At 44.5% G+C, this 14,908-nt stretch carries 11 protein-coding genes and 8 tRNA genes; 14 read left to right on the top strand and 5 right to left on the bottom strand.

Going from position 1 to position 14,908, the window contains the following annotated elements; genetic code table 11:
• The first annotated feature begins 61 nt into the window (after window positions 1-61).
• Window positions 62-637, top strand: a complete 576-nt coding sequence (locus tag L5L94_RS03165) for a DUF4440 domain-containing protein (protein ID WP_028760004.1) — start codon at window positions 62-64, stop codon at window positions 635-637.
• A gap of 104 nt (window positions 638-741) precedes the next feature.
• Window positions 742-1,257: a YchJ family protein gene (locus tag L5L94_RS03160; protein WP_219250452.1), complete on the top strand. Its 516-nt coding sequence runs from the start codon at window positions 742-744 to the stop codon at window positions 1,255-1,257.
• A gap of 174 nt (window positions 1,258-1,431) precedes the next feature.
• Here L5L94_RS03160 and L5L94_RS03155 read toward each other — a convergent pair whose 3' ends face one another.
• The 3 genes from L5L94_RS03155 to L5L94_RS03145 form a co-directional block, all read right to left on the bottom strand.
• Window positions 1,432-3,615, bottom strand: coding sequence for a putative bifunctional diguanylate cyclase/phosphodiesterase (locus L5L94_RS03155; protein ID WP_198573477.1), 2,184 nt, complete (start codon window positions 3,613-3,615; stop codon window positions 1,432-1,434).
• Window positions 3,616-3,860: 245 nt separating this feature from the next.
• Entirely contained in the window at window positions 3,861-4,148 is a 288-nt protein-coding gene (locus L5L94_RS03150; protein WP_219233569.1) for a DUF406 family protein, read from the bottom strand.
• Between the two features lie 208 nt (window positions 4,149-4,356).
• A complete protein-coding gene (locus tag L5L94_RS03145; RefSeq protein WP_263161113.1) occupies window positions 4,357-4,845 on the bottom strand; it encodes a VC2046/SO_2500 family protein in 489 nt (162 codons plus the stop codon).
• 125 nt (window positions 4,846-4,970) lie between these two features.
• On the opposite strand from L5L94_RS03145, the gene L5L94_RS03140 reads away from it, so the two are divergent.
• From L5L94_RS03140 to L5L94_RS03125, 4 genes are all read left to right on the top strand, one after another.
• Window positions 4,971-5,055, top strand: a tRNA-Tyr gene (locus L5L94_RS03140).
• A gap of 71 nt (window positions 5,056-5,126) precedes the next feature.
• Window positions 5,127-5,211, top strand: a tRNA-Tyr gene (locus tag L5L94_RS03135).
• Between the two features lie 143 nt (window positions 5,212-5,354).
• A tRNA-Tyr gene (locus L5L94_RS03130) sits at window positions 5,355-5,439 on the top strand.
• 229 nt (window positions 5,440-5,668) lie between these two features.
• Window positions 5,669-6,814, top strand: a complete 1,146-nt coding sequence (locus tag L5L94_RS03125; RefSeq protein ID WP_263161110.1) for a PLP-dependent cysteine synthase family protein — start codon at window positions 5,669-5,671, stop codon at window positions 6,812-6,814.
• A 98-nt stretch (window positions 6,815-6,912) separates the two neighbouring features.
• On the opposite strand, the gene queE is transcribed toward L5L94_RS03125, so the two are convergent.
• Complete coding sequence (queE, locus tag L5L94_RS03120; protein ID WP_168825223.1) at window positions 6,913-7,581, bottom strand: 7-carboxy-7-deazaguanine synthase QueE; 669 nt, start codon at window positions 7,579-7,581, stop codon at window positions 6,913-6,915.
• Window positions 7,582-7,752: 171 nt separating this feature from the next.
• On the opposite strand from queE, the gene queC reads away from it, so the two are divergent.
• Together queC and rrtA are read left to right on the top strand one after the other, a co-directional pair.
• Complete coding sequence (gene queC / locus L5L94_RS03115; protein ID WP_263161104.1) at window positions 7,753-8,475, top strand: 7-cyano-7-deazaguanine synthase QueC; 723 nt, start codon at window positions 7,753-7,755, stop codon at window positions 8,473-8,475.
• Entirely contained in the window at window positions 8,472-9,068 is a 597-nt protein-coding gene (gene rrtA / locus L5L94_RS03110) for a rhombosortase (protein ID WP_263161101.1), read from the top strand. Before queC ends, rrtA begins: the two co-directional genes overlap by 4 nt.
• Before the next feature lie 76 nt (window positions 9,069-9,144).
• Here rrtA and uvrB read toward each other — a convergent pair whose 3' ends face one another.
• Window positions 9,145-11,151 carry an excinuclease ABC subunit UvrB gene (gene uvrB / locus L5L94_RS03105; protein ID WP_212600555.1) on the bottom strand — a complete coding sequence of 669 codons (2,007 nt, stop codon included), beginning with the start codon at window positions 11,149-11,151 and terminating at the stop codon, window positions 9,145-9,147.
• Window positions 11,152-12,216: 1,065 nt separating this feature from the next.
• On the opposite strand from uvrB, the gene L5L94_RS03100 reads away from it, so the two are divergent.
• The 6 genes from L5L94_RS03100 to L5L94_RS03075 all read left to right on the top strand — a co-directional run bounded on the left by L5L94_RS03100 (window position 12,217) and on the right by L5L94_RS03075 (window position 14,893).
• A tRNA-Asn gene (locus L5L94_RS03100) sits at window positions 12,217-12,292 on the top strand.
• A 57-nt stretch (window positions 12,293-12,349) separates the two neighbouring features.
• Window positions 12,350-12,425: transfer RNA gene (locus L5L94_RS03095), tRNA-Asn, on the top strand.
• Window positions 12,426-12,457: 32 nt separating this feature from the next.
• Window positions 12,458-12,533, top strand: a tRNA-Asn gene (locus L5L94_RS03090).
• Between the two features lie 43 nt (window positions 12,534-12,576).
• Window positions 12,577-12,652, top strand: a tRNA-Asn gene (locus tag L5L94_RS03085).
• A 49-nt stretch (window positions 12,653-12,701) separates the two neighbouring features.
• Window positions 12,702-12,777, top strand: a tRNA-Asn gene (locus L5L94_RS03080).
• 211 nt (window positions 12,778-12,988) lie between these two features.
• A complete protein-coding gene (locus L5L94_RS03075; RefSeq protein WP_263161096.1) occupies window positions 12,989-14,893 on the top strand; it encodes a GGDEF domain-containing protein in 1,905 nt (634 codons plus the stop codon).
• The last annotated feature ends 15 nt before the right edge of the window (window positions 14,894-14,908 follow it).

Here is a 14,908-nt window from a genome sequence, read left to right as displayed (position 1 = left end):
CTTTAGTTCAGCGGGCGCCTCCATTATAGTGACGCCATGATTGCCAGATTAGAATAAAGTAATGAAATTTTTGCCGCTAGTCCTGATGTGCTTATTGTCACTACCAAGCTTAGCCAATCCAGCTAAAACTCATACAAAATCCACTGATGATCAATTGATCAACGCTAATTACCCTTTGTTTATTAGCGCTTTTAATCAATTGTCTCCTGAGGTGACCCGTGAGATTTACGCTGATGACGCTAGCTACTTATCTGAGAGTCAAAGTAAAGAAATTTACTATGGACGAGACAATATTGTCGCCATTTACAAAAAGTTTTTCGATAAAATCCGCGCCAAAAAAGCCACTATTGACGTGGATTTCCGCATTACTAAACGCAAAATTATCGGTAATGGTGCCATAGATACTGGCTATTATTTGGTTCGATTTTACCCAGCACAAGAAACCGGCGAACCTGTGAGTGAATTTGCGGGCAAATTTGCTATTGGTACAGAAAAAGTCTCATCCACCCAATGGAAAGTGAGCTTAGATACTAATAACCGCGCAGAACCTAGCTATTATCTGAATGCGAAACCAGTGCCTAACTTGTATTATGGTCGCCAATTTCCGCCTTTACCTGCGGGTAAAAAATTACCCTAATGTTAATGCCGATTACGTTTAAATGGGCTGTCTAACATCTAACGCATTTAGATAGAAATCGAATAAATTTAAACAAATACAATTAAATTAAAGATTTAGCCAATATGACTACAACTAAACAAGCCTGCCCCTGTGGCAGTGGGATAAGCTATCAAGATTGCTGTGGTCCACTGCATACGCATGTAGACTCTGGGCAAGTGATTGCCCGTACACCTGAACAACTTATGCGCTCACGCTACTGCGCATTTGTATTGAAAAATTTTGATTACATTTTAAAAACACATCATCCAGACTATCTAAATGGCCTTACTCTCACGAGCCTCAATGCTGGTCCTCACCCACATTGGTTAGGATTAGATGTACAGAGCAGCACTGAAACACCAATCCACAATGCTCAAGCGGCGATAGCTGAACAACGACATGGCACTGTTACTTTTAAAGCTTGGTATAAGCTCGATGGTGAAATTGATGCTATCTATGAGCGATCCGAATTTATCTACCAAGCAAGTCGCTGGTATTACAGCCAAGGCCAGCAAATGACGGCTAAATTACCCGGTAGAAATGATCTCTGTATTTGCCATAGTGGCAAAAAATTCAAACAATGCTGCTTAAAATCTTAATAGGTATACAGTGCTGAACTGCACTGGAAAATTACGATGAAGGTTTATAGTGCTGATTGAACAAGCACAGAGATGAATAATAAAGGCAACCTAGATTACAAACCTAGGTTGCCTTTTTTTTTATCGTGAGCAGCACATTTGAAATAATTGTGACTTAGTGGATTATGTGTAACTTTAATGGGTTATGACCGAAGCGCTTTTAGCCGACAAGATAAATTGTGCAAACTCAGGCTCCCGTAATGCAGGGCTATAGAGATAACCCTGTGCCTGATGGCAAAAACTTTTCGCTAAAAATGCTTCTTGCTCAAGGGTTTCAACCCCTTCTGCCGTCAGAGATATATTCAATGCATTCGCCATAGCAATAATGGCTGACACAATTTCGCGACTTTCGCGGCTGACGGTAAGATCTGAAATAAACGAACGATCAATCTTAAGTTTACTGATCGGAAACTGCTTCAAATAACGCATAGAGCAGTAACCCGTCCCAAAATCGTCAATCGCGAGCCCTACGCCTAATTCCGCTAATTCTTGGCATAACAAGGTCGCGTGGCGAATATCACCCATCAATTCAGTCTCAGTGATCTCTAAGATTAAAGTCTTAGGTTTCAAGCGATAACGCGTCAACAACTGCCACACTTGCTCAAATAAATTACCACTGAAGAACTGGCGGGCCGACACATTCACATGCATTGTCATATCTGCATTATGATGCTGCCATAGGTTTAACTGTCGACAAGCGGCCTCTAAAACCCAACTGCCGATAGAATTAATCATCCCCGACTGCTCTGCAATATCAATAAAGGAAGCTGGAAATAACACGCCTCTTTTAGGATGGTGCCAACGGATTAAGGCTTCGGCGCCAATATAGGTATTCTGCTCAAGATCCCTCAGTGGCTGATAATAAAGCTCAAACTGACGGCCACGGATCGCACTGTGTAAATCACGTTCTATCTGCGCATCCTCTTTAAATGCACTCAATAACGTGCTGTTAAATACTTGGATTGCAGTGCCTTTTTTCTTTTTAGCATACTGCACTGCAATATCGGCACAGGTTAATGGGGCAAACAAACTCGCCACAGAGGCAATATCAACCACAGCTAAAGCAGGCTTAGGTTCGACTTGCTCGCGGCCGATTAAAATAGGCATAGCAAGATGTTGATACAGGCGCGTACTAAAATAATCGAGATCGTAAACGGCATTATCATCGGTCAATAGCACTGCAAATTCATCGCTGCCGACGCGGGCAATTTCGGTGGCCTTATTAATCTCAGAAAAATGTTTCAAACGGCGGGCAATTTCTATCAACAAACTATCGCCATTTTCATGACCATAGGTATCGTTAAAACGCTTAAATCCCACTAAATCAACTAATAACAACAGTCCCTTCGTGGTACGTTCAAGGACTCGATTAAAATGAGTACGGTTATGGAGACCCGTTAATCCACAACGCCAAGCAAGCCGTTCAAGCTCTGACTTATAGTTATGCTCGTCGGTATTTTCTTCACACGAGACCAAGGCATAATGATTACCGCGATCGGTAATGAACTGACTCAGCACGTATGTCAGCCAATAACGACTGCCATCGGCACGACTAAACTGCACTTCGCCTTTGGCAATTTCGCCCCTAAAGATTTGCGCTAGGGTTTGCTCGGCTAACTGGGCATGCTGCTTGAAAAAAGCCAACTCACGGATATTCGCGCCGATAATCTGCTCACGGGGCATGCCGGTGATTTCACTGTGCGCCTGATTCACATACTCAACTTTTTCAGTATGCAGATTAATTAACATACTGATTTGTCGCGATTGTTCAGTGGCACAGCGAAATAAACTCAAACTTTCTTCTTTATCGTAGCTGTGTTTTGTCGCTAAGGTCAGGGCTAATTGGTCGGCCATCTGGCACGCGAGGTGAATTTCACTGTCATGCCAGTGGGGAGTCAATTGTGCCCGCTCGATGCAGAGCACACCTTCGAGATGGCCATTGATACGAATGGCGATGTCGAGACTCGAGTTGATTTGCCGCGGGATAAAATAGCACTCAGCCAATTCACTTAAACGTGGATCGGTCAGGGCATTGCCTGCATCGATATGGCGCAGAGTTTTGAGCTCGTGTACATACCGGGGACAATCTTGTAATAACTTAGGTCTATGAATGTCTTGCAACATCATAGAACCAAATTGTGCGACGAGTGATTGGGTTTGTTGATCAGATGAAAAAGTCCACACTGATACCAAAGAAACCGCTAAATTCTGGCACAACAACTCTGTGGTTAATTCTGCTGTCTTTGTGAAATCGCCCTGCTGCTTTGCAGTTGACTGTACCAAAGACTCCAATAAATGCTGATGCTGACGTCGCTTCACGCTGGTTCCCTACAAAACTTCGTGTTGGGCTAAAGGTCTTTGCTGTTAGCAAACTTACCTTGAAATTTAGAATTAAGCTGATTGAATTATTCTTATTTGGAGGCAGATTACACTAACTGTTGTAAGCACAGCAACATGTGGCACAATTTATTACAATTTGGTTAACAATAGCAGCATTTTTAGGCAATTAGCGCGATTTCCGTGATATCTATGACCGACTAAAAACTAAAGTGCTGCTCTAAAAATTACAGGCCGTTTTCCAATTGAAAAATCATTTTTTCCGCGCTGACATTGAAGGTCAGCAGTAAGTCGACGCCTTCAGCTTTAGTCACAAATTCAGTTTGCACTTCAGCAAATCGAGTTTGAGCGCGTGTTGCCATGCTTTCGGCATCCGCTTGAGCGCTATCGCCAACAAAATTTAACGTCAATAACGTATCGTGCTCATCAATAACGGCGCCGATATCGACAAAGCTGCCGCAATCGGTGCAAGTGTCATTCACTGTCGGGCTCTGTGCTTCTATTATGCCTTTCATCTGTATTCCTTAATGTATAGAGCGACTGATTAACGGCATCACTAAAATATGCTCGTTAAATTTTTAACGCGGTAAATTTTAACTCGATAGATTAATACGAATTATAGGTAATTAAGCTTCAAGATAACTGGCTTTAGCTCACGCTTATTTATCGAAATGAATCAGATTGACCCGATGGGTATTGAAGATCACTTGCGGGAAGACTGCCTTAGGCTGAGGCGAGCAAAGGCACAAGATTACGTTGGATTGCCAATTGATCAGCAAAGTGCATGATCTCGACTTTGGGTGCGGTTAATTGGCCCCTTTGTCTCAGCTGAGTGACATGGTCACAGTTACTTAACGCTTCTGCCATTGCGACTGGCTCGCCGCCACGGATGACTAAGGCTTCCGGTCGCAATGCTTGTTGTAATTGAAACGCACGTGGACCTTGAGACATAAAAATACTGCTGTTATCAACCACAGGCTCAGCAGACGATAAATCCGCCATTAAACTTTGCTGCGGTGGCAATTCGAACTGACGTTGTAATTTTTGCGCCATATCAAGTTCATTTTGCCATTGGAATTGCGCCATGTCCCGAGCGTCAACCGACAGTAACGACAGCAACAGGGCGAATTCGCCCCGTCTGTCGTTTTCTATCGCCGCGTTTAAGCGGGTGCCAATTTGGGCTTCGTTGACTAAATGAACATCAATTTGCATAAAAAAACATCGTCAAAACAATTCGTTGTTAGTTAATCGACCATTTGATACATAACTTTAGGAATATTTTTAAATTGGGTATTTACATGGAAAAGGTTTCTGACTACTATGGCGGCCGCAATTGAGGAGGGGTTCCCGAGTGGCCAAAGGGATCAGACTGTAAATCTGACGGCTCAGCCTTCGAAGGTTCGAATCCTTCTCCCTCCACCATTTGCACTGCAAGTTTTATCGTGTTGTTCGAAAATGATGTAGAGTTTTACAAAAGCGTTAAAGGTATTCGTGGAGGGGTTCCCGAGTGGCCAAAGGGATCAGACTGTAAATCTGACGGCTCAGCCTTCGAAGGTTCGAATCCTTCTCCCTCCACCATCTTTATCTCTAACGCAGATAATCATTTTTCAAAAGCTAAACATGGCCAATGTTTAGTTTTGTCTTGATAAACAAGTCCGTTATTGATGATGTTTTGAAAGACAATTTTAAAAGTTAGTTGTAAAGCTAAAAAGAAAGTTTGTGGAGGGGTTCCCGAGTGGCCAAAGGGATCAGACTGTAAATCTGACGGCTCAGCCTTCGAAGGTTCGAATCCTTCTCCCTCCACCATTTCTTTCACTCTCGCATATCCTTCTTGTTCCACTTCCGCTTAGTCTGTTCCAACTTAATCTGACTGTTCCAGCTTAAATCTGATTAAATTCTTAGTATTTCTATGTTAAGTAAACCTCTTGGTTAACGACATTTTTTGATTTCAATTACGTCGTGCTCTACTTTAAGCGAATAACTTCAAGCTCATCCAATAAAACCGCTTTGCCCGTCCCTGTGATATGCTCTGAAAATGATCCCTTTCGATGTGACTACTATGATTTCTAACACGATTCAGCCGCCAGTGGACTCACACAGCGCTCACAGACTCTGCCCAACATGGGAAGCCCACGCGATAGGCAAGATTGAAGCGGATTTTCAGCGCAGCGCTGATACCCACTTGATTAAGCTTGAATTACCTATGCTCGATGGCATAGATATTTATCTCAAAGATGAAAGTACCCACCCGACAGGGAGTTTGAAGCATCGCCTCGCCCGCTCACTCTTCCTCTATGCCCTGTGTAACGGCTGGATTAAGCAAGGCACGCCAATTATCGAATCCTCATCGGGCAGCACAGCGATTTCTGAAGCCTATTTTGCCCGTTTACTCGGTTTACCTTTTATTGCCGTGATGCCCAAAAGCACGGCTAAAAAGAAGATTGAGCAGATCACTTTCTATGGCGGTCAATGTCATTTTGTCGATCATTCCAGTGAGATTTACGCCGAATCGGCACGCCTTGCCGCAGAGCTCGGCGGCCATTATATGGATCAATTCACCTACGCCGAGCGTGCAACCGACTGGCGTGGCAATAACAATATCGCTAACTCGATTTTCAATCAGATGGAGCGCGAGCCACACACGATCCCGCGCTGGATAGTGATGAGCCCAGGCACTGGCGGCACATCGGCGACCATAGGCCGCTACATTCGCTATCAGAGGTTGGCAACACAACTTTGCGTGGTCGACCCGCAAAACTCCGTTTTTTTTGATTTCTATCAGAGCGGCGATGCCAGCTTAACCTGTTGCAATGGCAGTAAGATTGAAGGCATAGGTCGACCGAGAGTCGAGCCATCGTTTATTCCTGGAGTTGTCGATACTATGCTGCAAATTCCCGACGCCGCATCGGTGGCGACGATTCATTGGTTAGAACAATTAATTGGCCGCAAAACCGGCGCATCCACAGGAACCAACCTGTACGGTGCATTGCAACTTGCAGTACAAATGCAATCGCGCGGAGAGCAAGGCTCAATAGTGACCCTCATTTGTGACTCGGGTGAGCGTTACCTTGATACTTATTACGATACAGATTGGATTACAGCTAACATCGGCAATATTGCGCCCTATCAGCGCCAACTTGCAGCATTTAATCATTTCGGCCAGTTAAGTGAGCTTGATTAAGCGACTGTATTAAGTCGTTAGGTTTAGAATCCACAAAACATCCACCATAAAAAACGCCCCACAACTGTGAGGCGTTTTTTATGCTTTGCAAATTAGCATTAATCAATATTCAAATACTTATGGGTCTGGATCGATAAGCGCCAATTACGGGCGATACACACTTTCATCGCCAGTTCTGTCGCTCTAGGCTTTTGACTAATCGGCTGCAGACAAATCGTTTTAGCTGAAATATCGATGTCTTGCAGTAACTCGTCAAGTTCATCGATGTGATTTTCAGTGGCGATAGGATGCTTAATCTCATTGGCGCGATTCAGCGCCTGTGCTAATACCTGATAGCCCCCTTTCATGTTCACCTTGGGTGATACTGTCACCCAAGTGTCATCGGCACAGTTGATTTCGAAGGTGCCACTGGTTTCGATTTGAGTCGCAAAGCCTTGGCTGTGCAAGGTCTCGGTTAATTCGCGTAAATCGTACATACAAGGCTCACCGCCAGTGATCACGATATGCCGCGCAGTAAAACCTTTAGCGTGAAAAGCAGCGATAAGACTTTGCGCTGTATGATCAGCCCAGCGACCAATGGTGCCGTCCACGGTAATCACTTGCTCTGGCGACACCTTATTGGCTTCAAGCACATCCCATGTCTGTTTCGTATCGCACCAAGCACATCCCACGGGACAACCTTGTAGGCGGACAAATATGGCGGGCACTCCGGTAAAGACACCTTCACCTTGAATGGTTTCAAATACTTCGTTGACAGGGTAATTCATACTGACGTTCCACTTTTCTGGGGCGGCATTTATAGTGGATTTTAGCTTGAGCTGCAAGTCTTTGCGCCGAGAAAGCCTATTTCGGCCCTATAGTCAGAGTTTGCAAGCCCTATGGCCTGAGTTACACTAACGCCCTATTTATACCTGTTCTACGGTGAAGTGAAATCCTTTATGTCAACGAGCTTAGTGTCAAAAACAGTGGTGTCCAAAGCAGTGGTGGTATTCAGTGGCGGACAAGACTCAACAACTTGCCTTATTCAAGCCCTAACCCAGTACGATGAAGTACATGGGATCACTTTTGACTACGGTCAACGCCACCGCGAAGAAATTGAAGTTGCCAAATCCTTAGCAAAACGCTTGAAGATCACCAGTCATAAAGTCATGGATGTCACCTTACTCAATGAGTTAGCTATTTCAGCCCTCACCCGTGATGCGATACCCGTTTCACACGAGTTGATGGAAAATGGCTTACCCAATACCTTCGTGCCCGGCCGTAATATTTTATTTTTAACGCTTGCAGGTATTTATGCCTATCAATTAGGGGCGCAGGCGATTATCACAGGCGTGTGTGAAACCGATTTTTCAGGCTACCCTGATTGTCGTAACGATTTTGTCAAAGCGATGGAATCCGCCTTAGTTCAAGGCATGGATAAGCAACTAAAAATCATCACGCCTTTAATGTGGCTCAATAAGGCACAAACCTGGGCACTGGCGGATAAATATCGGCAACTTGATCTGGTTCGCCACCATACTCTCACCTGTTATAACGGCGTGATTGGCGATGGCTGTGGTGATTGCCCTGCCTGTCATCTTCGCAAACGTGGATTAGATGACTATCTACAGAATAAAGCAGCGGTCATGGCTGAGCTTGACGCCAGCGATCCTAAAGCATGACACGCAGTCCCTATTGGGTCGCGCTGATGGTGAGTCTGATCTGTGCGGGTTTGTATGCCGCAGGCTTAGCAAGCCCCGATGTCGATAACTTACTCGCCTATCGCCGCAGTGCAATTAGTGAGGGTGAATGGTGGCGATTAATCACAGGAAATTTACTGCACACGAATCAATGGCATCTATTGATGAATCTTGCAGGGCTGTGGGTGGTGCTATTTTTGCACCATTTTCATTATCATATCAAAGACTTAAGCGCACTATTTTTCGTGTTATGTTTACTTGAAGGTATAGGCTTGTATTTAGGCTATCCGCAATTGCTTGGTTATGTCGGCTTAAGCGGTATGTTGCATGGTTTGTTCACCTACGGCGCAGTGCAGGATATTGTCCGTAAGCTGCGCTCAGGCTATCTGCTGCTCATTGGCGTTATCATCAAGGTTGGTTACGAACAGCTTTATGGTGCCAGCAGTGATGTCACCGCCATGATAGGTGCGCGTGTAGCAACCGAGGCGCATTTGGTCGGCTTAATCTGCGGGCTGATTTGTGCTTTGGCGGTGTTTATCAAGCTAAAAATGAGCCAATCAAAAGTCCCTGCTTAACCCAAGTCAAGATATTAAAAAGCCGTCGCAGCATGATTGCTGGACGGCTTTTTTAATGCTGAGCGCAAGAATAAATCTAGGCTTTGATTAACAGGTCCCGCAGGTGCTTGACTTCATCACGCATTGCCGCCGCTTGTTCAAACTCTAAGTTGCGCGCATGTTCATGCATCTTCTTCTCAAGCTGATCGATTTGATGGCTCAACTCTGCCGCATCGGCTTTATGGTAATGGGGCTTAGGCTCAGCCACTTTGCCATACACAGCTTTACTGTCGCGGCCATCATCCACATCCATCACATCGGTGATCCGTTTAACGACGCCCTTAGGCGTGATACCGTGTTTTAAGTTGTGCGCCCGCTGACGTTCACGACGTCGGTCAGTTTCACCTATCGCTTTCTCCATCGAATTGGTGATGCGATCGGCATAGAGGATCACTTTACCATTGACGTTACGCGCCGCGCGGCCAATCGTTTGGATGAGCGAGCGTTCAGAGCGCAAGAAGCCCTCTTTATCGGCATCTAAAATACACACCAATGACACTTCAGGCATATCTAAGCCTTCGCGCAATAAGTTGATCCCAACCAGCACATCAAACTTACCTAAACGCAGATCGCGGATGATCTCAACCCGTTCGACAGTGTCAATGTCCGAATGCAGATAACGCACTTTTACGCCATGTTCGTCGAGGTATTCAGTCAAATCCTCCGACATACGCTTAGTGAGCGTCGTCACTAACACCCGCTCATTGACGGCCACTCGCTTAGCGATTTCAGACAATAAATCGTCCACTTGGGTCCCAACAGGGCGCACTTCTAATTCAGGATCGAGTAATCCCGTTGGCCGCACGACCTGCTCAGCAATCTCGCCTTCGCTCTTTTCCAGCTCGTAGGCACTCGGTGTTGCCGACACATAGATAGTTTGCGGCATCAATTGCTCAAACTCTTCAAACTTAAGCGGCCGGTTATCCAAGGCGGACGGTAAGCGGAAACCGTATTCCACAAGTGTGGTTTTACGGGAACGGTCACCTTTGTACATAGCGCCGATTTGCGGCACAGTCACATGGGATTCATCGATAATTAATAAGCCGTCGGCAGGCAAATAGTCGAGCAAGGTTGGTGGCCCTTCCCCTGGTGCACGGCCAGACAAATAGCGCGAGTAGTTTTCGATGCCAGAGCAGTAACCTAACTCCACCATCATTTCCACATCGTATTGCACCCGCTCATGGATACGCTGGGCTTCAATTAACTTGTTGTTATCGAGTAGATATTGCTTACGCTCACGCAGTTCTTCTTTAATAAACTCAGTGGCAGCGATAATTTTTTCCCGCGGCGTGACATAGTGAGTCTTAGGGTAAACCGTCGTACGGGCGATACGTTTAATAATATGGCCCGTTAACGGGTCAAACTCACTTAAACGTTCAATCTCATCGTCGAACAACTCGACTCGAATGGCATTACGCTCAGAATCGGCGGGGAAAATATCAATCACTTCACCGCGCACACGATAAGTACCACGTTGTAGCTCAATATCATTGCGCTTGTACTGCAATTCACTGAGACGAATTAAGATGTCACGCTGCCCCATCACATCGCCTTGGCGTAGATGCAGCAACATTTTTAAATAGGAATCGGGATCGCCCAAGCCATAAATAGCCGACACCGAAGCAATCAGCACCACATCTTTACGTTCTAACAGCGCCTTAGTGGCGGATAAGCGCATCTGCTCAATGTGAGCATTAACCGAAGCGTCCTTTTCGATAAAGGTATTTGACGCAGGTACATAGGCTTCGGGCTGATAGTAATCGTAGTAAGAAACGAAATACTCGACCGCATTATGGGGAAAGAACTCTTTCATCTCGCCATAAAGCTGCGCCGCCAAGGTTTTATTAGGCGCCATGATAATCGTGGGCCGGCCTAACTTTTGGATCACATTGGCAATTGTGAAGGTTTTACCTGAGCCCGTCACCCCGAGTAAAGTTTGGCAAGCCAGACCCGCTTCGAGTCCATCGACTAATTTGGCAATCGCTGTAGGTTGGTCGCCTGCGGGGGCGAATTGCGATTCAAGCTGAAAAACAGATTCTGACACGCGCACATATCCTTTTAGTGAGTCGCCCCATTCTAATCAAGTCACCGACTAAGCTCCACAGTTATCCTTCCTGTCGTCATATCAATACGATCTAAAACCGCAAGATGACAATTTAAAGGAAGAAACATGAAACTTTTAAACTAAGGCGTTTTCAGCGTTTTTTGCTCACAAAACACCCGCAAACTAAGCAAAAATGCCAATTTAATACACAAGAAATCAATTTCGTTCGATTACAAAATTGCAACCTTGTTTTCACCCTCAACAAAAACCACTTGCTTTTAGTATGCATTTGATAATGCTTAAATTTATTTTTGAACCCCAAAATAGTGCATTTTAAGTCCGCCGCCCATACCCCAAGGCTTTGGCGGCCATTTTTTAGGACAACTCACAGGGTTATCCACAGATTTTGTTGATAAGTCGAAATAACCTAGAAACCACGCGGGATTGGAGGCTGTCATGTGTCTTAACAACCGTCTCTCGGCATTTAGTAATTTAATTACATTTGATAAATGTTGCTACTTGTATCAATTTCACTAACTGTAATTAACGCGAGCTGTAGTCGCGCATCTGGTGCCACAACTTACAGTGAAGCGCATCACTTAATTTGAAAAACAGCTCACGCTAATTCGATAAAGCCTCAATTAACACCTCCATCAACAACAGCAAACTTGTTAAAACAGAAAAACGGGCTTTAACGGCAAAAAGATAACCCACGTTTTCTATCGGTATAAAGAACTGAGTAAATTCACACCCCACCTGAGATCCTTTTTTGAGCGGTTTGAGTCTTAAGTACTCGACCAAGTACCGAAAACGGTGTCGATTATTTAGCGAATGATTTCAATTTCATAGAATCACCGCTTAAAAACGATGGACTCAATTATGGCTATATTGCGAATTGTTAAGTGGTTTTTCACGAAAAATGTCGAATTCTGCACCACGATGCACATTAGATGAGCACTTAACAGCATAATTACACTTTTTTTAGTAACTCGAGTTGACTCATCCAACAGAGCGTTTTACTATGCGCTCCGTTCTCAACGAGTCGCTACGATTGTGTGAAACGATTCCCCTGTAGTTCAGTCGGTAGAACGGCGGACTGTTAATCCGTATGTCACTGGTTCAAGTCCAGTCAGGGGAGCCACTTTAAGCACATGATAAAAATGAGTTAGAACAAGCAGTAAGATAAGTTGTAAACAATTCCCCTGTAGTTCAGTCGGTAGAACGGCGGACTGTTAATCCGTATGTCACTGGTTCAAGTCCAGTCAGGGGAGCCAATTACATTATCAAGCTGAAGCATTAAAATGATTCCCCTGTAGTTCAGTCGGTAGAACGGCGGACTGTTAATCCGTATGTCACTGGTTCAAGTCCAGTCAGGGGAGCCAATTTAAGCAAGCTAAAAAGTCGATAGTAATATCGCATCTCGATTCCCCTGTAGTTCAGTCGGTAGAACGGCGGACTGTTAATCCGTATGTCACTGGTTCAAGTCCAGTCAGGGGAGCCATTTAAAAGTGTTATTTCTGTAAAGTCGATAGCAATATCGCACCCCCTACTCCCCTGTAGTTCAGTCGGTAGAACGGCGGACTGTTAATCCGTATGTCACTGGTTCAAGTCCAGTCAGGGGAGCCAATTTATTCTTCGTTTTGTTCCAGTGTCTTTGCCTCTTCTGGCTTCTAGTTACCCTATTCTTTTCCGTTTTGTTTTTAAGCAAATGCAGTTACACTGTTATCAGCTTATTAATAAAAATTTATGAGTGTCATCACACAGATAGCTGCAGTTAAGTATTCTTGACTTAAACTTATCCTGTTTGAGCTCACCCAAAAAAATAGAGCGGATTTTTATGGCCATGTCAAAATCATATCCAATTTTTTTACTGCTTATTTTCTTAGGTCTTTTTGCTTGGGTATATCAAAGCGAAAATAGCCAATTACAAATCCAACAACAGCAAGAACTGGATAGCTTTAAAACCAGTTTAACCCGCTACCAACAATGGCAAGGTGATGGCGCCGAACTCTTCAAAAAGCTTTCTGAAAATTACCCATTCCAATTTTTCCAATATATTGATGATACCGATGGCCAACGGAGTCATACCGAAGGTCGTTTAGACAGCCAACATCCTCATCCCTTAGCCCGTTTATTTTCTATCGACCTCAGTCATACACAAAAATTGGCAACCGGTCGTTTACAAGTCAAACTCAGTGCAAACCAAGCGATTGAAACTTCGATTAGTCATACTCAAAAGCTCGGTGTCATGTTACTGGTGGCTTACCTTATCTTGCTATTAGTGTTTATTCTGTTAATGTCAAAACATAGGGCGGCGATACGTTATGCTGCTGATTATATTTCAAAAATACCTGAGTTAGGGTTTTCTGCTGTCGCATCATCAAAACTCACAGGTGAGCTCAACCCCATTGGAATATCCCTTGAAGAGTGTCGTCTTCAACTTAAAGCCCAAATCGATAAACTCAATCAAGAGAATGAAAAGCTGCATAAAGCGGCCTATCAAGACACAGTGACGGGTTTTGGTAGTCGCCAGCGCTTTACCCAAAAATTAGAAACCATAAGCAATCCCGATATTCCTCAATTGGGGCTTATGGCAATGGTTAAGGCGACAGAGCTTGCGCAAATCAATCAAAAACAAGGGCGAACAGCGGGGGATGATTATCTTTCAAGGGTGGCAAATTGTATCCGCAAAGCCTGTAGTAAGTATTCAGATGCAGAATGTTTCAGGGTATCGAGCGCTGATTTTGCCATCTTTATTCCTGATGTCGTGCTGAAGGATGCGCCAAAATTTTTAGATCAATTAAAAATTTATCTTGATGAATATTTACAAATGACAAAAGCGGAATCTGTTGCCCATATCGGTTTAGTTCCCTATCACCAAGGTACCGATGCGGTTAATTTACTGACGATTGCGGATACCGCAGTCAGCATAGCGCAGACCCTTGGACCGAATAGCTATCATATCCAAGAAAAACTCAATGGTGACGAGCAGTTTGGCGATGATCGCTGGAAAATGGCGATCAATGATTTAGTCACTCGCCAAGCATTAAAATTCTACCAACAGCCAATTCAGCCGTGTCGTACCGATGTAGAGGTTTACCGTGAGTTGTTGGCGCGCTTTTACAATAGCGAAGGTAAGTTTTTACCCACCACCACAGTGATCGCTATGGCAGAACGTCACGGTATGAGTTCTGAATTAGATAAACTGGTGGTGATCAGTGCATTAAGAATGCTTAAGGAAAACCCGACCATTTCGGGTAACTTTGGCATCAATATCAGCGCATTTTCTGCGCATCAAGATATGTTTGTCGCTTGGCTAAAGGACATTTTAGGCAAGCAAAAATACATCGCCTCGCGCTTAGTATTTGAGATCAATGAGTCAGGTATGCAGTCTAACTTAGGGGCAAGCTATAAGTTCGTTCGCGAAATACATAGCGTTGGATCACGGGTGTCGATAGAGCGTTTTGGCATGAGCTTTACGTCCTTCAAATTCTTCAGCGAAGTGCGCCCAGACTACATAAAGCTTGATGGCAGCTACACATCGAACATCGATGAAGACAGCAATAATAAGTTCTTCGTCCGTATGATGGTGGATGTTGCAAGACGGATAGGCATTCGGGTTATTGCGACCAGCGTCGAACGCCAAGAAGAAAAACTCACCCTCGAAAAACTCTTAGTTGATGGATTGCAAGGCTATTACATAGCACAGCCCCAAGCCATGGCGATTACAGATCAAATTTAATACTTTAACGGGTTA

This window comes from Shewanella sp. SM21 (genome assembly GCF_025654335.1).
In the GTDB taxonomy this organism is placed as follows: domain Bacteria; phylum Pseudomonadota; class Gammaproteobacteria; order Enterobacterales; family Shewanellaceae; genus Shewanella; species Shewanella oncorhynchi.
The sequence above is the reverse complement of the archived record's forward strand: the minus strand, read 5'-3'. Positions and strand labels throughout refer to the sequence as shown.

Coding starts and splice junctions, on each gene's coding strand:
- L5L94_RS03165 (WP_028760004.1), top strand. CDS start 62: ATGAAATTTTTGCCGCTAGTCCTGATGTGCTTATTGTCACTACCAAGC.
- L5L94_RS03160 (WP_219250452.1), top strand. CDS start 742: ATGACTACAACTAAACAAGCCTGCCCCTGTGGCAGTGGGATAAGCTAT.
- L5L94_RS03150 (WP_219233569.1), bottom strand. CDS start 4,148: ATGAAAGGCATAATAGAAGCACAGAGCCCGACAGTGAATGACACTTGC.
- L5L94_RS03145 (WP_263161113.1), bottom strand. CDS start 4,845: ATGCAAATTGATGTTCATTTAGTCAACGAAGCCCAAATTGGCACCCGC.
- L5L94_RS03125 (WP_263161110.1), top strand. CDS start 5,669: ATGATCCCTTTCGATGTGACTACTATGATTTCTAACACGATTCAGCCG.
- queE (WP_168825223.1), bottom strand. CDS start 7,581: ATGAATTACCCTGTCAACGAAGTATTTGAAACCATTCAAGGTGAAGGT.
- queC (WP_263161104.1), top strand. CDS start 7,753: ATGTCAACGAGCTTAGTGTCAAAAACAGTGGTGTCCAAAGCAGTGGTG.
- rrtA (WP_263161101.1), top strand. CDS start 8,472: ATGACACGCAGTCCCTATTGGGTCGCGCTGATGGTGAGTCTGATCTGT.
- L5L94_RS03075 (WP_263161096.1), top strand. CDS start 12,989: ATGGCCATGTCAAAATCATATCCAATTTTTTTACTGCTTATTTTCTTA.